This is a genomic window from Nibrella viscosa (assembly GCF_039541875.1).
Taxonomy (GTDB): Bacteria; Bacteroidota; Bacteroidia; order Cytophagales; family Spirosomataceae; genus Nibrella; species Nibrella viscosa.
Map to the genome: position 1 here is coordinate 407,073 of NZ_BAABHB010000005.1, position 17,955 is coordinate 425,027.

15 protein-coding genes and 1 riboswitch are annotated in these 17,955 nt (G+C 53.9%); of the genes, 2 read left to right on the plus strand and 13 right to left on the minus strand.

Features of this window, described 5'->3' with window-relative positions; genetic code table 11:
- Positions 1-3: 3 nt before the first annotated feature.
- From ABD931_RS15570 to ABD931_RS15600, 7 genes are all read right to left on the minus strand, one after another.
- Entirely contained in the window at positions 4-1,914 is a 1,911-nt protein-coding gene (locus tag ABD931_RS15570) for an NADH-quinone oxidoreductase subunit 5 family protein (protein ID WP_370469325.1), read from the minus strand.
- 27 nt (positions 1,915-1,941) lie between these two features.
- The gene (locus ABD931_RS15575; protein ID WP_345268686.1) at positions 1,942-2,679 is read right to left on the minus strand and encodes a class I SAM-dependent methyltransferase; all 738 of its coding nucleotides are present in this window, start codon (positions 2,677-2,679) and stop codon (positions 1,942-1,944) included.
- 105 nt (positions 2,680-2,784) lie between these two features.
- Positions 2,785-3,399, minus strand: a complete 615-nt coding sequence (locus tag ABD931_RS15580) for a 2OG-Fe(II) oxygenase (RefSeq protein WP_345268687.1) — start codon at positions 3,397-3,399, stop codon at positions 2,785-2,787.
- A gap of 45 nt (positions 3,400-3,444) precedes the next feature.
- Positions 3,445-3,756 (minus strand): NADH-quinone oxidoreductase subunit NuoK, encoded by a 312-nt coding sequence (nuoK, locus tag ABD931_RS15585; protein ID WP_345268688.1) that lies wholly within the window; start codon positions 3,754-3,756, stop codon positions 3,445-3,447.
- On the minus strand, positions 3,743-4,288 hold the full coding sequence (locus ABD931_RS15590) for an NADH-quinone oxidoreductase subunit J family protein (RefSeq protein WP_345268752.1): 546 nt from the start codon (positions 4,286-4,288) through the stop codon (positions 3,743-3,745). Before ABD931_RS15590 ends, nuoK begins: the two co-directional genes overlap by 14 nt.
- 25 nt (positions 4,289-4,313) lie before the next feature.
- Positions 4,314-5,291, minus strand: a complete 978-nt coding sequence (locus ABD931_RS15595; RefSeq protein ID WP_345268689.1) for a 4Fe-4S dicluster domain-containing protein — start codon at positions 5,289-5,291, stop codon at positions 4,314-4,316.
- A gap of 113 nt (positions 5,292-5,404) precedes the next feature.
- Positions 5,405-7,813: an alpha-ketoacid dehydrogenase subunit alpha/beta gene (locus tag ABD931_RS15600; RefSeq protein WP_345268690.1), complete on the minus strand. Its 2,409-nt coding sequence runs from the start codon at positions 7,811-7,813 to the stop codon at positions 5,405-5,407.
- 267 nt (positions 7,814-8,080) lie between these two features.
- Here ABD931_RS15600 and ABD931_RS15605 point away from each other — a divergent pair, with 267 nt between their 5' ends.
- Both ABD931_RS15605 and ABD931_RS15610 read left to right on the plus strand, forming a co-directional pair.
- The gene (locus ABD931_RS15605) at positions 8,081-8,509 is read left to right on the plus strand and encodes a DUF1573 domain-containing protein (protein WP_345268692.1); all 429 of its coding nucleotides are present in this window, start codon (positions 8,081-8,083) and stop codon (positions 8,507-8,509) included.
- A 137-nt stretch (positions 8,510-8,646) separates the two neighbouring features.
- Entirely contained in the window at positions 8,647-9,549 is a 903-nt protein-coding gene (locus ABD931_RS15610; protein WP_345268693.1) for a prohibitin family protein, read from the plus strand.
- A 33-nt stretch (positions 9,550-9,582) separates the two neighbouring features.
- On the opposite strand, the gene ABD931_RS15615 is transcribed toward ABD931_RS15610, so the two are convergent.
- The 6 genes from ABD931_RS15615 to ABD931_RS15640 form a co-directional block, all read right to left on the minus strand.
- Positions 9,583-10,518, minus strand: a complete 936-nt coding sequence (locus ABD931_RS15615) for an alpha/beta hydrolase (RefSeq protein ID WP_345268694.1) — start codon at positions 10,516-10,518, stop codon at positions 9,583-9,585.
- A gap of 70 nt (positions 10,519-10,588) precedes the next feature.
- Complete coding sequence (locus tag ABD931_RS15620) at positions 10,589-11,836, minus strand: serine hydrolase domain-containing protein (RefSeq protein ID WP_345268695.1); 1,248 nt, start codon at positions 11,834-11,836, stop codon at positions 10,589-10,591.
- A gap of 282 nt (positions 11,837-12,118) precedes the next feature.
- A complete protein-coding gene (gene metH / locus ABD931_RS15625) occupies positions 12,119-15,940 on the minus strand; it encodes a methionine synthase (protein ID WP_345268696.1) in 3,822 nt (1,273 codons plus the stop codon).
- Positions 15,941-16,042: 102 nt separating this feature from the next.
- Positions 16,043-16,148, minus strand: a riboswitch (SAM riboswitch).
- Positions 16,149-16,218: 70 nt separating this feature from the next.
- Positions 16,219-16,605, minus strand: a complete 387-nt coding sequence (locus tag ABD931_RS15630) for an SxtJ family membrane protein (RefSeq protein WP_345268698.1) — start codon at positions 16,603-16,605, stop codon at positions 16,219-16,221.
- Between the two features lie 3 nt (positions 16,606-16,608).
- Positions 16,609-16,758, minus strand: a complete 150-nt coding sequence (locus ABD931_RS15635) for a DUF5989 family protein (RefSeq protein WP_345268699.1) — start codon at positions 16,756-16,758, stop codon at positions 16,609-16,611.
- 22 nt (positions 16,759-16,780) lie between these two features.
- A complete protein-coding gene (locus ABD931_RS15640; RefSeq protein WP_345268701.1) occupies positions 16,781-17,950 on the minus strand; it encodes an SGNH/GDSL hydrolase family protein in 1,170 nt (389 codons plus the stop codon).
- Positions 17,951-17,955: the final 5 nt, after the last annotated feature.

The following is a 17,955-nucleotide window of genomic DNA, read 5'->3' on the forward strand; positions in this document are numbered from 1 at the left end:
CCTTTACAGCAACCACCAGAGAAAAAGCAGCAGACCCGCCACGGCGGTCGCAATATACGACTGCACCCGGCCATTCTGCACCGACCGCGCCAGCCGACCCAGCCGACCTGTCAGCCAGACAGAGCCATTGACAAGACCATCGACAAACCATCTGTCTACCCAATGCATGATATGAGCCAGCACCACCGAGCCCATACCGGTGCCGTCGACCACGCCGTCGATCACCTGCCGGTCGGTACGGTACAGCAGCGTCGACACAAAACGAACCGGATTAATAATGCTCCGCTGGTAAAACTCGTCGAGGAATCCATACGCCACCGACGCCCGTACCCACACTTTTTCCGGGCGGGGTTCAACCAGGCGAAAACCCAGCCAACCACCGAGCAACACTAAGGCTACAGACACCACCGCCAGCCACCAGGGCGCTGCCGGTTCTTTGGCCGATAGCCAGTAAAAAAACCAGCTGTTATGCGCCGAAAGCGGGTTTAACGAAAACCAGAAGGCCACCGACAGCCCCGCCAGCAGCAGCACCGGAACGCGCATGAGCGCATCCGGCTCGTGCAGATGCCGGTAGGCCACCCCTTCATTCCGGTAGTTGCCAAAGAAAATCAGTCGCCACTGCCGGGCCATATACAAGGCTGTTAATCCGGATGAGAGCAGCAGCAGCAGCGGAATACAATAGGCCAGATTGGTCGGTGGCCCGGCGGCCCAGCCAAAGGCCCCAGCCAGTATGGCTTCTTTAGACAGAAAGCCGGAGAAGAAGGGCAAACCCGCCAGCGCAGCCGCGCAGATAGTGTACGCCCAAAAGGTAATAGGCAGCGCTTTCCGCAAACCACCCATCTGCTGCATATCCTGTGTATGCACGGCATGTAGTACAGCCCCGGCGCTCAGGAAAAGACCTGCTTTAAAAAACGCATGGGTCAGCAGGTGGAACATAGCCCCCGATACATTTCCGGTACCCATAGCGGCTACCATTAGCCCAAGCTGAGAGACGGTCGAAAACGCCAGTACTTTCTTTATATCCGATTGGAATAAGGCGGAATAGCCTCCCCACAGCGCCGTTACTGTTCCGATAACGACAATCGCCAGCAGCGCATCCGGCGAAAAAACCGGGTGAATACGCGCCAGCAGAAAAATACCGGCCGCCACCATTGTAGCCGCGTGCAGTAGCGCCGATACCGGCGTAGGGCCTTCCATGGCATCAGGCAGCCATGTCAGCAGCGGAAACTGCGCCGATTTGGCCACACAACCCATAAACAGGCATAACCCCACCACTGTGGGCATACCGCCGGCCGGCACCGCCATACCCAAAGCTGCCAGTTCTGTAGTACCAAGCAGATGATAGGTATAAATAATGCCGAACAGAAAAGCCGCATCGCCCACCCGGTTCATCAGGAAAGCCTTTTGGGCTGCCAACGCGGCCGCCGGGCGCTCGTACCAGAACCCTATGAGCAGGTACGAGGCCAGCCCAACCAATTCCCAGAACGCATACAGGATTATTAGGTTTCCGGCAAGGATAATACCCAGCATAGCCCCCACAAACAACTGCAGGTAAGCAAAATACCGGCTCAGCCGGCGTTCGTCGCGGAGGTATGAGATCGAATAAACCTGCACCAGCAAGGCTACACCATGAACCAGCAGGAGCATCAGCACCGCCAATCTGTCGAGCTGAAAGCTGACGGCAACCTTCATACCGGGTAAGGTTACCCACTCGTGCCGAAGGTGAACCGGCGCACCCGGGAGGAGCCAGGTCAGCCACAGAGATGCCAGCAACCCCGTTAGGGTCAGGCCGGCCGCAAGCCGGCCGGCGCGGTGGGGAGCCGGCAACCGCAACAACATCAGAAAACCAGAAAACGGCAGAAGCAGTACTCCGGTGGTAAGCAGGGTAAGCAGCGACAATGCGTTATCCGTTATCCGGCATTCATATACCAAAGCAAAGAGTTATACAGCTTTCTTACGCGCCACGCACAGAATGGATATACCAAAAGGCAGGGACGACCATTTGAGCAGGTAGCGCTCAAGCGAAAAAATATACTGCAACGGGATATTTATAAAACTGGGAGTAAGTGAAAAATCGGTAGCCTCTCGTTTCTTTTTCGACGCCCGCAGCAAAAAACGAGCAGCACTAATGGGCAAAAACAGCAGGAAATTAAAGTAACTGATTTTCTCGACAACCAACCCCGACGATTCCATCAGTTCCTGTAAACCATCTTTTGTGTATCTGCGCTTGTGGTGTACTACGTCGTCATGCTCCGACCACAGCCAGTTATAGGCCGGAACCGTAATTACAGTAATCCCGTTGGGCTGCAGCATACCGGCAATAGCCGTTATTGCGCTTTTGTCGTCCTCAATATGTTCAATTACATCAAACGCCGTAATCAGCTCATACTTGGCGTCGGGACGATCCTGCGGAAAAAATCCATGAATAATGGTAGCTTCGGGCAGATTCTCCTTGGCCATGGTTACGCCCTCAATGGAAGGCTCCAGCAACGTAAGCCGCTGAGCGTGCCTTTTCAGCATGATTGCATTTATAGCCGGCCCGGACCCAATATCTAAACAATTAGACGCTTTTTTAGGCACAAAAGCCGATAAAATAGAATCCAGAATACCACGCCGGGCCTTGAACCACCAATGAACGCGTTCAATATGCGCAAACTCGGCATACACATGAGACTGCATAGAGAAGTAATGAGTAGTTAAATTTTTATGTCTTCTGTTTTCAAACGTGATACTAGTGTTAATTAGCGACCTCGCGCAAAAAAACGTGCAAATCTTATTAACGGGTCACGCTGTTTTGAGCCAGCCGGTCAGACTCAGCCGCTCCCGGGTGGCCGGTAGCACCTCGTGCTCCAACCGGCCACTTTCGAAACAAACCAGCCGGCCGCCTTTCGGCACTACTAGTTCGGTCCGCTCCTGCCCTGCTGCCTGCGGCAGGTAAATCGCTAACTGCCCTCCGTCGTGCTCCTCCCAATCCGGATTCAGATAGCAGATTACCGATAACTTTCGTCGGGAATCTGTCCGAAACTGATCGAGGTGACGTTTATAAAAGGTGCCGGGCGGATACAGGGCATAGTGAAATTCCGACTCGCGCAGGCCCAGGTAGCAGGTGCGGTTCACATAGTCCATAAACGCCTGAACCCGCTGCCAAAAGACAGCCTCATCGGGCGTCAGGTCCGATTCGCTGAGCCATTGGATTTCGTCACCCCGAATCTGGGCTTCCACAACGACCTGCTGATTACCCATGCCCGCCGTTCGAAACTGCCCCTGTGCCCGACGCGCACGCAGGCGACTGGCCAACGGCAGCATTTCGTCTGCCGTCAGGAAATCATCGGCAACACCGTAGCCGTTTTCAAGAATGCCTTGTATTAGGGTTTCGTATAGTTCTTCCACCGTATTCATAAGCTGGTTACTGCGGCCGGAAATACGCTCCGGCGTTCAGGTATCCTACTGCTTCATCTCATTCAGTTCATCCAGTTGCACTGTCCGGAAGTGCCGGTATACCTGAATGATTATGGCCAGGGCAACAGCGGCTTCGGCAGCGGCCACTACCATGACAAATAACGCCAGCATCTGGCCCTGTAAATGGTCGGGGTCGTACTGACTAAAGGCCACCAGGTTCAGGTTCACCGCATTAAGCATCAGCTCCACCCCCATCAGCACCATAATGGCATGCCGTTTTAACAGCACAATAGCCAGCCCTATGCTGAACAGGGCCGCTCCCACCAGCAGATACCAGCCCGGATTAATGGTTTCCATTGGTGATACCGGGTTTACGTGGGTAAGCCAGATAGGCCGCACCAATCAGGGCAGCCAGCAACAGCATACCGGCAATTTCAAACGGCACCACGTACTCCGTCATCAGTTGCCGGCCGATCGTATCCACACTGGTCTGCCATACCGCCGGCCGATTGAACAGCACATAGTCTGATCGTACCAGGACACTGTAAAGAGCCCCAAACAGGGAGCCCGCCACCAGCAGGGCTACTGGCCAGCTTCGGTGCCGGGTCAGGATATAATTTGGCCGCCGACTGTCTGTTTCGGGCACCGACGATGCCGTTTTGCTGGTCAGCATTACTCCGAAAATAACCAGTACCAGAACCCCGCCTACGTAAATCATGATCTGGGCAACGGCCAGAAAGTCGGCACTGGCAATTACAAACAGGCCGGCAACGCCCAACAAGGTCAGCAGCAGAAAAAATGCTCCGTAGAGAACATTCCGGGTGAGCAGCACCGCCACTGCTCCGCTCAGCGTCAGAAGCGCAAATCCGTAGAAAGCCAGTTCAACCATCCCGGCAAAGATAGTTAGTACCAACTTATTTTCCTGCATCGGGTTCAGACGCTTCCGGAGCGGCTGGCCTGGGCTTCATCGTCGGCCGGAATCCGGGACGTGCTGCAGGTGATGCTGACTCGCTGGTTGGTGCGGGCTTTTTTGCTTCTTCTGTGGCTGCAGCAGGCTTTTCGGCCGGGGTTACTGCGCCGGTATCAGGGGGGCCGTCTTCAGGAGCAGCCGGCTTTACTGCCGGTTTTTGGGTAGGTCTGAACACTGGGCGCTTCGGTACGGGCGTTTCCGTCTTGTCCTCAACCGGCGCGGCTGCGGGCGCAGGTTCGGGGGCCGGTGCTGGTTCAGACACACTGGCTGCGGGTTTCTGCGTAGGCCGGAATACCGGGCGCTTGGGGGCTGAAGGTTCAGCGGGTTGTTCGGCTTTAACTTTGGCGGCCGCCTGCTGGGCTTTCAGTTCTTCTTTTTCCAGCTGGAACTGCTCAAATAAGCGCTTCTTTTCTTTAGCCTCTTCCGGGCTCAGGTTGGAAAAGTTGTAGGTGAGATTACCCAATTCATAGGCACTATAGTCGAAGGTCTTCTCCATAGTCAGGCATTCTGTCGGGCATACCACCGTACAGAGGCCGCAGTAGCAGCACTTAGCCATATCGATGTCGAACTTGGAGGCATACAGGCGAATGGGCGACCCATCTGAAGCGCGGCCAATTTCTTCCGTGGCTTTAATGGCTTCAATAGTAATGCAATCCACGGGGCAGACTTTGGCGCACTTATCGCAAACGATGCAGTCTTCGATCTCATTGTGGAGCCGGTAGCGGCCGTTATCCGGGATAGGCAGTTGTTCGTGCGGATACTGTAGCGTAACCAGGCCGGTCTGCTGCTCAAAATAGTTAGCTGCGGCCACGCCAATAGGCTTCCGGCGGCTGGTGGCATCACGCAGGTGCTGCAGGGTCAGCTTTAGCCCCTGGAGTGTCGTACTGATCCCTTGCTGTATATCCTTGAAGTAACTACTCATGGTAAACTAAAAACGCAGATGACGCTCAGCGTTTTGGTAAAAGTGGCGGGGATGGCAGGGGGGCATGGATAGCAGGGGAGTTCCCGCAAACCAGGCCATCCCTGCAATCTCCGCTAATATAGAGCCGGAAAGCGCTGCGGTTCTGCCTCGTGCATGATCTCGTACACTATATCTACTACATCTTCGACATTCGGCTTCGAGAAATAGTCGCCATCGGAGCCGTAGGGAGGCCGGTGAGCTTTGGCAGTGAGCGTACGCGGGGCCGAATCCAAATACCGATAAGCGTTTTGCCCTTCCAGTACCTGCTGCATCATGTAGGCCGTTGTGCCACCGGGAAAATCTTCATCGGCAAACAGTACGCGGTTGGTCTTCTTCACCGATTCCACAATGTGGTGGTACCTATCGAAGGGCAGCAGCGATTGCACATCGATGATCTCTATGCTAATGCCGAGTGCCTGCAAGGACTCTACGGCCTCCAGCACAATGCGGCACATAGAGCCATACGTCACCACCGTCACATCGGTGCCCTGCCGGAGCGTTTCGGGTATGCCCAGGGGCAGACAGAATTCCGTCAGATTGGCCGGTAGTCTTTCTTTGAGCCGGTAGCCGTTCAGGCATTCGACCACCAGCGCCGGGTCGTCGCCTTTGATCAGGGTATTATAAAAGCCGACCGCCTGCGTCATGTTGCGCGGCACCAGCACGTGTATACCCCGCAGGCTGTTCAGCAGGGCACCCATAGGTGAGCCGGAATGCCAGATACCTTCCAGCCGGTGCCCCCGCGTCCGGACAATCACCGGCGCTTTCTGCCCGCCTTTGGTGCGGTACTGCAGCGTCGCCAGATCGTCGGTCAGCGTTGCCAGCGCGTAGAAAATATAGTCGAGGTACTGGATTTCCGCAATGGGCCGCAGGCCGCGCATGGCCAGGCCAATACCCTGCCCGATAATGCTTGTTTCACGAATGCCGGTGTCGGTGATGCGGAGTTTGCCGTATTTCTCCTGCAAACCGGCAAAGCCCTGATTGACGTCGCCAATCCGGCCTACGTCCTCCCCCATCGCTACGACGCGTGGGTCACGACCGAACAGGCTGTCGAAGTACCGCTGCATAATGAGGTAACCATCCAGCAGCGGGCTATCATCAGTATACTGAGCCGCCAGGGGGGTAACCTGCATTGGGGATTCGGGCGATTCGCTGTAGAGGTGCGAGCTAAACCGGTCTTCGTTCTCCTGCCCTGCCTGTTCCAGCCAGTTGAGCAGGGCCTGCTTACCGGCCGAGTGGTCGTGCCGCAGCACCCGCAGCGCTTTTTTAACGGAGATTACGGCATCTTTGTACAGGGGATTAGTCTCCCGGCGCAACTCTTCCCGCAGAGCCATCAGCTCGGGCGCTTTGGGGTTATTCCGGGCAGCCTGCTGCAGCAGGGCAAGGGCCTCTTCATGGGCACTTTTGGTCGACTCCAGAAACGCTTTCCAGGCATCGCCCCGCGCTTTTTTGGCCGTTTGCACAGCTGCCAGTTCAATTTCGTCGAGCTCTTCGGTAGTGGCCATGCCGCTTTCCAGTAGCCACTGCCGGAACTTCCGGTTGCAGTCGTGTTCGGCCTCCCAGGCCAGCCGGTCTTTTGATTTATAGCGTTCGTGGGAGCCGGAGGTAGAGTGTCCCTGCGGCTGGGTCAGTTCCTGCACGTGAACCAATACCGGCACGTGCTCGTCGCGGCAGATGCGGGCTGCCTGCTCAAACGTCTCGACCAGCGCCGGGTAATCCCAGCCATTAACGGTGAAGATGGCAAAGCCTTTATCCTCCGCATCCCGCTGGAAACCGGCCATCGCCTTGGAAATGCTGGCTTTGGTGGTCTGCAGGTTCACCGGCACCGAAATGCCATACCCGTCGTCCCATACCGACAGCAGCAGCGGTACCTGGAGTACGCCGGCCGCGTTCATGGTTTCCCAGAACATCCCCTGCGAAGTAGAGGCATCGCCGATAGTGGCAAAAACCACCTCGTTGCCGTGCCGGGAGAATTGGGTAAAGGCGTGAAGGTCGGGATTTTCCCGATACAGTTTGGAGGCATACGCCAGACCAAGCGATCGGGGTATCTGCCCGGCGGTAGGCGCAATATCACTGGCGCAGTTATACAGTTCGGTCTGATTCCGCCACTGCCCGTTATCGTCGAGCCAGCGGGTGGCATAATGGCCATTCATCTGGCGACCCGCCGAATTAGGGTCGTGTACTACATCAGGATGGGCATACAACTGGGCAAAAAAAGCGGTCCAGGTTAACTCTCCCAGAGCAGCCACGAACGTTTGATCCCGATAGTACCCCGACCGGAAGTCGCCCCGTCTGAAAGCGCGGGCGGCCGCCAGTTGAGCGACCTCCTTACCATCGCCGAAGATCCCGAATTTGGCTCGTCCGCCCATTACATCTTTCCGCCCTAACAGACTCACCTGCCGGCTCTCCCAGGCCAGTCGGTAATCTGCCAGAATAAGTTCCCGGCTCAGTATATCAACCGTACGTAGGTGTTCGTTTGCTACCACAGAACTGCCTTTAAAGGGTTTGACTAACGTTTGATGATGAAGGTGTTGCCGTCTTTTCCGAGTAATAACGTATACCGTTTACTCAATTCGGCCTGGCATAAAGCCGTATAAAAATAATATAAAAAGAGGCAGCTTTCAAAAAAACGATTTTTTACGTTTCTTTGTTAACAGGTCGGCGGCCGATGTTTGTTTGGCTAAGCCACAGAGGCAGTTTACATTTGTAGTGTGTAGCAACTAATTAACCAAACCTAAATTTATCAAATACCAATGAAAAAGTTTTTTTCACTATTCGTAGCTCTTTTTGTATTTATTGCAGTTGGCTACGCACAGAAGGGCGTCATGAAGTTCAAGAAAGAAACGCATGACTTCGGTAAGGTAGAGCAGGGGAAGCCCGTCACGCATGTATTTGAGTTTACCAACGCAGGTACAGATCCGATAGTGATTGCCGATGCGGTAGCGTCTTGTGGCTGTACCAAACCTACGTTCTCCCGCGAGCCGATTATGCCGGGTAAAACAGGTTCGATCTCGGCTACCTACAACGCAGCTGCCATGGGTGGCTTCAACAAGTCGGTCACCGTAACCAGCAACGCCGAAACGCCTTCTGTTGTCTTGTATCTGAAAGGCGAAGTTGTGTCGAAAGAAGCAGCTCAGGCGGCTACCTCTTCCTCTGCTGATAAGAAGAAAGGTACAAAGTAACTCCCGTTCTCACTCATATAGGTACGAAGACTTCACGCTTTTAAGCTGAAGGGTTAATTGATCGAGTAGTACCTAAAAGGCATCTGGCAATACCGGATGCCTTTTTTTATAACTTAACCAAAAAAATCCCGAAGACCATGTTTTTCATGATATTAGGCGTGTTCGCGCTCATCGCCGGGTATGCCGTTAATACTCCAGCGCTGACTATATCGCGCTTTTCCCGGCCGTTTAAAGTAATCGGCCTGATTCTGCTTATTGTCGGTTTTCTGACGGCCAGTATTCGCCAGATCGATGCCGGCCATGTGGGTGTGGTATCCCTGTTCGGTAACGTAAGCGATCATATATTGACACCGGGTCTGAACTTTGTGAACCCCCTGGCTACCGTCACCGAAGTGGATGTAAAAACCCAAAACTATACCATGTCGGGCGTAAATGATGAAGGCCAGAAAACCGGAGACGATGCCATTCGGGTGCTGACCGCCGACGGTCTGGAGGTAATTATTGATCTGACTGTGCTGTACCGGGTAGTGCCGACCGAATCACCCCGGATTTATCGGGAGATCGGTACGGACTTTAGTGATAAAATTGTCCGGCCGGTTACCCGTACCCGTATCCGCGATAATGCCGTTTATTACGATGCCGTAGCCCTGTACTCCACCAAGCGCGACGAGTTTCAGGCCCGGATTTTTAAGGCCATCGATCAGGATTTTAAAGCCAGGGGCATGTTTCTGGAGCAGTTGCTGGTGCGGAATATCACGCTGCCGACCTCGGTTAAGCAGACCATCGAGTCGAAGATAAACGCCGAGCAGGAAGCACAAAAGATGCAGTTTGTTCTTCAGAAAGAGCGCCAGGAAGCTGAGCGTAAGCGCGTTGAGGCTCAGGGTATTGCCGACTACCAGAAGATTCTGGCTACGGGTTTGAGCGATAAGCAGTTGCAGTATGAGCAAATTAAAGCCCAGCGCGAACTGGCGGCATCGCCTAACGCCAAGATTGTGATTATGGGTAGCCGGGGCAACTTACCGGTGATTCTGAATAATTGACAAAAGAGGCCCCTGAACCGGGGCCTCTTTTGTTTAACGAATCAGATTTTGGCTCCTCAACCAGGCCTTGCAACTCTCCGGCCAGTTGACCAGTGAGCCTTTGCCCTCGGTGCGTAGGGCGTAGCCATGCCCGCCGGTGGGGTACAGGTGCATTTCGGCCGGAACGCCGTTCTTCAGCAAAGCCAGGTAATAGTTGATACTGTTTTCGACAGGTACGGCTTTGTCGTCCATCGAGTGAACCAGAAACGTAGGTGGTGTCTGGTTGGTCACCTGGAGTTCGTTGGAGTAATAGGCAATCAGGTCGGCGGAGGTTTTATTGGCCCCCAGCAGTTTATCGCGGGAGCCGGTATGTGCCTTATCCCCAAAGGTCACCACCGGGTACATCAGAATGGCAAAATTGGGCTTAGCCTCGGCGCTAGCCTGCGCTCCCCGGTAGTAGTGCGTCGACAGGGTAGCTGCCAGGTGGCCCCCGGCCGAAAAGCCGATAACGCCGATTTTGGCGGGATCGATACCGTACCGGCTCGCGTTCTGCCGGATCAGCTTCAGGCCCTGCATGGCATCCATCAGGGGCACCTCGTGCTGGTTGGTCATCAGTCGCTCGTCGGGTAGCCGGTATTTGAGTACAAACGCCGTTACACCCAGATCGGCAAACCAGCGGGCCATATCGGCCCCTTCGTGGCCGGAAGCCAGAATGGAATAGCCACCACCCGGACAGATCATAATGGCGGCACCCGTGGCTTTGGCTTTGTCGGGTCGGTAAACCGTCAGTGTGGGTATCGAAACCTGGCTGATCCGGAGAATACCGTCATTGCCTGGGTCTCCTTTTTCGGGCAGACTGGCCCCCGGAATAGCGTTGGGAATGGCGTTGTCCGGCCAGAGTTTGATTACTTCGTTGGGAGTTTGGGCTATGGCAGTGGCCATAAGGAAAGAGGCAGAGACGAACGTCGCCAGCCGACGAAAAAGGTTCATACAAAACAGGTCAGGATTTTTCGGCAACTTACAGCATTCTTATCAAACCTGCCAGCCCAACGCCTGTTTATCAGATATCGACTTCACCATCGTCGTCGGGGCCAATATCCCGGTTGGTACTTTCCAGTACGTTGGCAATACCCTGCACATCATACACCAGTCGGTTCAGGCGGTTGCTGAGCATAATAATGACATATTGGTGGCGCGGACTAAACCAGAACATGGTATTGTAGCCTTTCCACCAGCCGGTATGGTAGATGTATTCCGGCTGCTCATTATTATCGAGCCGCATCCGAAACCCGTAGCCATAGTTCTTCAGGCTTTTTTTCTCAAAACTGCGGGGAATAAACGCTTCAGCCAGGGTTTGCTTTCGCAGCAGACAATCGCCGTTGAGGGCCATGTACCATTTGAACAGATCGCCGATGGTTGAGTAAACCCCTTTATCACCCAGCACATCGTCGTAATAATCTTTCGGAATACGCCGGTTGCCCTGGTATCCCGCCGTTTTATGGAGGTTAAAGGAGTCATTCTTAGACGTAGCCAGGTACGTATTGTGCATACCCAGGGGCTCAAAAATATTCTTACGGACAAAGGTTTCAAAAGGCTGGTTGGCTACTCTTTCAATGATAGAGGCCAGGACCATATAATTGGTATTGCTGTAACTGAACGTCCGGCCGGGAATATTATACCGCTTGGGCGTCGGCTTCACCGTGGCAAACCAGTGCATAATGGTGGCGTTGGTCGGGTACGGCTTGTCGCGTTTGTAAAAGTTGATCTTCATGCTGTCGTCGAAGGCGTAGGCGTAGTTGGGCAGCCCGCTCCGGTGACTCAGCAAGTCGTGGATGGTAATGTTGTGGTAGGGAAAATCAGGGTAAAATTTCTGGATAGTATCTTCAAAGCTCAGCTTACCGGCCTCTACCAGTTTCAGGGTAGCCACGGCGGTAAAGGTTTTGGACAACGAAGCCAGTTGGAATTTTGAATCTTCAACGATGGTATCCCGGTTTCCTTTTTCAAAATGGCCCAGGCCGTTCCAGCCCTTGTAAAGCACAACGCCTTTCTGCGCTACCAGAATACTGCCGTTCATGCCGGCCCGGAACTTGGCGCGGGCGATTTCCCGGATGCGCTGCTCTTTTTGTTCGGCCTTTATATCGTCCCGGATACGAGCCTCCTCCTGCGGTGACAGCTCCAGTTCTTTGGCGCAGTTCCGCATAGCCGTGGCCGAACGGTTCAGTTGCTTATCCTGGGCAGTGTCCGAATTGCAGGATGAGCAAATGAGGGTAATCGAAATAAACGTAATCCAAACGTTGAGAACATGCATCGTCACTAACCTGGCCCTGCGGGTTTTAATAGTTTAGCAAATGGTACTTGGTAAATAGCCGGCGGCCTCTTTTGTTCGGGCAATTAGTAAGTATTTATCGTACAGCAGGTTTGGCTGTATAACCGCGCCCAACTCCTGTTCCTTCGTATATAAACGTATTTTTACCCACGCAAAGGTATAGATTGCCGCACTATCGCCAACGGTATTTGGCAAAATCTATGGATTGACTAATGTAAAGGTAAGGCCTAAAAAAAGCCTCCCGGGTACTCAGGAGGCTTATCATCAGGCGTCGTAGCTGAGGACCGGTGCCAGCCAGCGCTCCAGTTCTTCTACCGGCATGGCTTTGCGCTGGGCGTAATCCAGCACCTGATCCCTGCTGATTTTGCCCACGGCAAAATACCGGGATTCCGGGTGCGAGAAGTAGAAGCCGCTCACCGACGAGGCCGGGTACATGGCAAAGCTCTCCGTCAGCGTAATACCGGCCTGACCAGCATCCAGCAGGTCAAACAGAATTTGCTTTTCGGTATGGTCGGGGCAGGCCGGGTAGCCGGGTGCCGGCCGGATACCCTGGTATTTTTCGGAGATCAGATCCTCGTTCGATAGTTTTTCGTCAGGCTGGTAGCCCCAGAACTCCTTGCGAACCCGCTGGTGCATCAGTTCGGCAAAGGCTTCGGCCAGGCGGTCGGCAATGGCTTTGATCATGATGCTGTTGTAGTCGTCGTGATCGCGCTCGTACTGCTCAACGAGGGTTTCGATGCCGATACCGGCCGTGACGGCAAACATGCCGATATAGTCTTCGCGCCCGGTCTCCAGCGGGGCCACAAAATCGGCCAGGCAGAGGTTGGGCAGGTTAGCGGCTTTCTGGTTCTGCTGGCGCAGAAAGCGAAGTACGGCTTTGGTGTCGTAGACGAGGGAGCTGGCGGCGGGGGTGGATTGCTGACGCGGGGAAACGGATTGGATCGCATCGGCGAACCGATCCGTTTTACTGAGCTTGTACTCCAGATGCGTGTGCGAGCCGTGCCGTTCGCAGGGAATTTCCCGGATTACTTCGTCGAACTCGTGCAGCAGTACGTCGTCGTCGGTTGAGTTGGCCGGGTAAAAGCCGATGACGGCATTTGCCTTGAGCAGTTTTTTGTCAATTACCTCCTGCAACAGCCGGTTGGCGTCGTCGTACAGCTTACGCGCTTCGGCTCCGACGGTGGTATCGTCAAAGATCTTAGGGTACTTGCCGTGGAGCTGCCAGGTCTGGAAGAACGGTGTCCAGTCGATGTATTTGGCGATTTCTGCCAGCGGATAGTCTTCAAAAAGCCGGTTTCCCAGGAAAGCGGGTTTAACCGGCTCAAACGTCGACCAGTCAATAGGCGTACGGTTGTCGCGGGCCGCAGCAATGCCGATATAGTTCTTTTCCTGACGACGCTTGGCATGATCTTCGCGCAGCCGGGCGTATTCGGCTTTTATATTGGCAAAGATCTCGTTGCGGGTAGCAGCCTCCTCACTCGTTAGCCGACCGGCCACGGGTACGCTCCGGCTGGCGTCCAGCACGTGAACCACCGGCCCGGAGTAATGCGGGTCAATTTTAACGGCTGTGTGGATACGGGAGGTGGTAGCGCCACCAATCAGCAGCGGAAGGGTAAAGCCCTGCCGCTCCATTTCCTTAGCCACACCCACCATCTCATCGAGCGAGGGAGTAATCAGGCCACTCAGACCGATGATGTCTACGTTCAGCCGCCGGGCTTCGTCCAGGATCTTCTGGGTAGGCACCATCACGCCGAGGTCGATGATCTCGTAATTGTTACAGGCTAGCACCACGCCCACAATATTCTTGCCGATGTCGTGAACATCGCCTTTGACGGTAGCCAGCAGAATCTTGCCGACAGGTCGGGCTTCTCCGCCCCCTTTCAGCTTCTCGGCTTCGATAAACGGAATCAGATAGGCCACCGCTTTTTTCATCACCCGCGCCGATTTCACTACCTGCGGCAGAAACATCTTACCGGCCCCAAACAGGTCGCCTACCACGTTCATGCCGTCCATCAGCGGCCCTTCAATCACCTGCAACGGCTTATCGAACTGCTGCCGGGCTTCTTCAATATCCTGGTCAATATAATCGGTAATACCTTTCACAAGGGCGTGTTTCAGCCGCTCGTGTACCGGCTCGCTGCGCCAGCTTTCATCCTGCACCACTTCTTTGCCTTTGGCCTTCACGGTTTCGGCAAATTCGACCAGGCGCTCGGTAGCGTCGGGCCGGCGGTTGAGCAGGACGTCTTCCACCCGTTCCAGCAGGCCTTTGGGTATTTCGTCATATACGCCTAACTGACCGGCGTTAACGATTCCCATATCCATACCAGCCCGGATGGCATGGTACAGAAAGGCCGTGTGAATAGCCTCCCGGACGAGATCGTTACCCCGGAAGCTGAACGATACGTTGGACACACCCCCGCTCACTTTGGCCAGCGGCAAGTTCTCTTTGATCCAGCGGGTGGCATTGATGAAGTCAACGGCGTAGTTGTTATGCTCTTCGATACCCGTGGCAACCGTCAGAATGTTCGGGTCGAAGATAATATCCTGGGGCGCGAAATCTACCTTATCGACGAGTATCCGGTAGGCCCGTTCGCAGATTTCGATGCGCCGTTCGTAATTATCGGCCTGTCCATTTTCGTCAAAGGCCATCACCACGGCAGCCGCGCCATAGCGTTTGATGAGTTGGGCACGCTCGATAAACTTTTCCTCGCCGTCTTTCAGCGAAATGGAGTTGACGATGGCTTTGCCCTGCACGCACTTCAGACCTGCTTCGATGACCTCCCACTTGGAGGAGTCGATCATGATTGGCACGCGGGCAATATCGGGTTCCGAGGCAATCAGGTTCAGGAAAGTAGTCATTACCTCCACCGAATCGAGCATACCTTCGTCCATATTGACGTCGATAACCTGCGCACCGTTCTCCACCTGCTGCCGGGCCACCGACAGGGCCGCATCGTAGTCACCCGCCTTAATCAGCCGGGCAAACGCTTTGGAACCGGTCACGTTGGTGCGCTCGCCGATGTTGACGAAGTTGGTCGTTTCGGTAATTTTCAGCGGTTCCAGGCCGCTGAGTTTCTGGTAGGGTTCGGGCTGAGGAATCGGCCGGGGCGGGTATTTGGCCGCAGCCTCGGCAATAGCCCGGATATGGTCGGGTGTAGAGCCGCAGCAGCCACCAACAATATTGACAAATCCGTCGCGGATAAAGCCTTCGATCTGTGACGCCATGCTGGCGGGCGTTTCGTCGTACTCGCCAAACTCGTTGGGCAGGCCGGCATTGGGGTAGGCCGAAGTATAGAAATGGGCTTCTTTGGCCAGGGTTTGTACGTAGGGCCGCATCAGTTCGGCACCCAGGGCACAGTTCAAACCCACGCTCAGCAGGGGCAGGTGCGAAACCGAATACAGGAACGCTTCGGTCGTCTGCCCGGATAGTGTACGGCCGCTGGCGTCGGTAATGGTACCCGATACCATAATCGGCAACGGTTGCGTGCCACACCCCGTAAAAAAGGTATCAATGGCAAACAGGGCCGCTTTGGCATTAAGTGTGTCAAAGATGGTTTCCACCAGCAGCAGATCGCAGCCGCCTTCGACCAGCCCTTTTACCTGCTCGTAGTACGCATCAACAAGCTCATCGAACGTAATGGCGCGGTAACCGGGATTGTTTACATCCGGCGACAGGGAGGCCGTGCGGTTGGTCGGCCCCATAGCCCCGGCCACAAAGCGGGGTTTTTCCGGATTCAGTTGGTTAAACTCCTCCGCCACTTCTTTCGCAATCCTGGCCGACTGGTAGTTCAGTTCATACGCCAGGGCCTCCATATAGTAATCGGCCATGGCAATGGAGGTACTGCTGAAGGTGTTGGTCTCGATAATGTCGGAACCCGCGTCGAGGTACTGCCAGTGAATTTCCTTAATAATGTCCGGCTGCGTGATCGACAACAGATCGTTGTTGCCTTTCAGGTCGTGGGGCCAATCGCGGAAGCGCTCGCCCCGGTAGTCAGCTTCGGTTAAGTTATAACGCTGGATCATCGTACCCATAGCACCGTCGAGGACGAGGATACGCTGTTGCAGGAGGTCGGCAATCTTTTTCAAGGGCACAAGCAGTTAACAGCTCGATTAAACATCGGTTCGTTAGTCCGAAAAGTCTACGTCAATCAGGTAAATTATCGAAGAAAGGGCAGGTGTTGACTGTCACACTTATCTTCCCCCGGCTGGGGTGGAATGTGGCACCGTTTCTGTGGGGAGCAGCCGGTTGCCAAGACTTCGTCGGGTCCAATCCCTCTGTCTTTCTCGATAAGTAACACAAATATATACAAAAAATAGGCGCACCGCCAAACGGTGCGCCTACAGAACCTCCTGAACGGTCTTTTTTACCAGGTATGTTCCAGATCGTCTTTCGTGTACGTATGATTTCGCTCGGCGTACATAGATTTTTCCGCGCTCCGTTTCACGGCCAGCGGATTTTTGGTCGACAGCCGGTACAGTACCGCAATGGGAAACAGAAAAACGTAGAAAAGCAGTGACAGGATAATTTTGCCGTTTACGGCACCCAGCACTTCGGCCAGTTTAAACCACATTCTGACCAGAAAGTCACCAATGACGGGTATAGCCAGACTGACCACCCCTACAGCAACCGCAGCGTACAGCAACCAAACCGATTTAAAGACAAAATACAATACCAGCAATCCGGTAACAATGACTAACTGAGCCTTTACCTTCTCGGTGGTATTCATAGCAAGCTTTCCGATAGCATTCATGGATTAAAACAGGGTGTAAATAAACGGAGCAACGGCCGAGCCACCGCCAATTACAATCAGGACGCCAATCAGCAGCAGCAGGATAATCATCGGTGCCAGCCACCACTTTTTACGCTCTTTGAGAAACTGAAATATGTCTTGAAAGAAATCCATAACTTAAAGTATTAAGTGTAACTTATTTAGAACTTGCCAGCGGTGCGGCTCCGGCCCCTTTGGTCTTGCCGCCCGATGCTACCAATTGAAACAGAGCCTCGCCCACCCGCCTGTTTACCAGCGCACTGGCGTGGGCGTCGTTCCGCCCGACAATGCGGTCATCGGGATCAATATTACGTACCAGATCGGCTACTTTGAGTACCGGTACATTGTTTTTCTGAAAAAAGTCGACTACTGGCTGCGTATACTCTGTTGTCTTTTCCAGGTTATGCGAGAACGGAAACAGCACCAGATACATTTTCGCGTTATGCAGCCGGGCATACGCCATAATCTGATTCAGGTCATTCAGGTGTGCATTGATAATCTCCGGCTTTGTGTATGCGGTTCTCACATACGAAAGATACGAGGAGGCCTTACCATGCGGCAGTTGCCAGTAGATAAAGTTCAGCAGGTATGACCGCACAAAAAGCGTTTGAACAGGCTTTGGCAAATCTGTGTAGGGTTCAAACCCCTCCAGAGTAAGCCCGTTATCTCTGGCCGCTTTCTCAATATCATTCGGAAAATACTGCAAAATCAGAATATCGGGTTTGACCGGAAATGTTTCCAGCCGCTTGTATTCTTCTTTTGTATCCAGGCCGGACAAACCCAGGTTATAAACCACATATTTGTCTTTGCCGAGCTTATCGGCGAGGACGTTGCCGTAGCGATCTTCGGCTGATTTTATACCATGCCCGGCGGTGAAGGAATCTCCTACCACGAGCACTTTCTGCTTGCCCGCCGTATCGATTTTTTCAGAATCCCGGTAGCCTTCCGGCGTCATGGGCGGCCAGTAACGCTCAAACCAGATATGCGATGCCAGCGTCAGGCCACCTTCGTGACTCTGGGCCACAAACATAAAGGCAATCTCCAGAAAAACCAGCAGCAGCACCACCGGTAAGGCCAGTGTAACCAGATTACTCAGCAGCCTGGGTGCTTTCTTGTTCTTGACAATGCCGTAATAATACATCCGGACTAGTTCAACAACCACCAGGATGAGTAAACAGCCTCTGGCAATGCGTATATATACATTGTCGAATACTTCATTGTAAGGGTAGTTAAACTTGACTTTCATCCAGTCACTGAAAAAGACAAAGAAAGTCAGAAAACCCAGCAATATCAGACGAAACAGGCTGCTAATAAGCTTTGAACCCATGTAGT

What these genes read in the sequence shown, in the direction of transcription:
- ABD931_RS15610 (WP_345268693.1), top strand. Translation starts at nt 8,647, where the DNA reads ATGTTTTTCATGATATTAGGCGTGTTCGCGCTCATCGCCGGGTATGCC.
- ABD931_RS15615 (WP_345268694.1), bottom strand. Translation starts at nt 10,518, where the DNA reads ATGAACCTTTTTCGTCGGCTGGCGACGTTCGTCTCTGCCTCTTTCCTT.
- ABD931_RS15605 (WP_345268692.1), top strand. Translation starts at nt 8,081, where the DNA reads ATGAAAAAGTTTTTTTCACTATTCGTAGCTCTTTTTGTATTTATTGCA.
- nuoK (WP_345268688.1), bottom strand. Translation starts at nt 3,756, where the DNA reads ATGGAAACCATTAATCCGGGCTGGTATCTGCTGGTGGGAGCGGCCCTG.
- ABD931_RS15575 (WP_345268686.1), bottom strand. Translation starts at nt 2,679, where the DNA reads ATGCAGTCTCATGTGTATGCCGAGTTTGCGCATATTGAACGCGTTCAT.
- ABD931_RS15630 (WP_345268698.1), bottom strand. Translation starts at nt 16,605, where the DNA reads ATGAATGCTATCGGAAAGCTTGCTATGAATACCACCGAGAAGGTAAAG.
- ABD931_RS15580 (WP_345268687.1), bottom strand. Translation starts at nt 3,399, where the DNA reads ATGAATACGGTGGAAGAACTATACGAAACCCTAATACAAGGCATTCTT.
- ABD931_RS15590 (WP_345268752.1), bottom strand. Translation starts at nt 4,288, where the DNA reads ATGGTTGAACTGGCTTTCTACGGATTTGCGCTTCTGACGCTGAGCGGA.
- ABD931_RS15640 (WP_345268701.1), bottom strand. Translation starts at nt 17,950, where the DNA reads ATGGGTTCAAAGCTTATTAGCAGCCTGTTTCGTCTGATATTGCTGGGT.
- ABD931_RS15595 (WP_345268689.1), bottom strand. Translation starts at nt 5,291, where the DNA reads ATGAGTAGTTACTTCAAGGATATACAGCAAGGGATCAGTACGACACTC.
- ABD931_RS15635 (WP_345268699.1), bottom strand. Translation starts at nt 16,758, where the DNA reads ATGGATTTCTTTCAAGACATATTTCAGTTTCTCAAAGAGCGTAAAAAG.
- ABD931_RS15620 (WP_345268695.1), bottom strand. Translation starts at nt 11,836, where the DNA reads ATGCATGTTCTCAACGTTTGGATTACGTTTATTTCGATTACCCTCATT.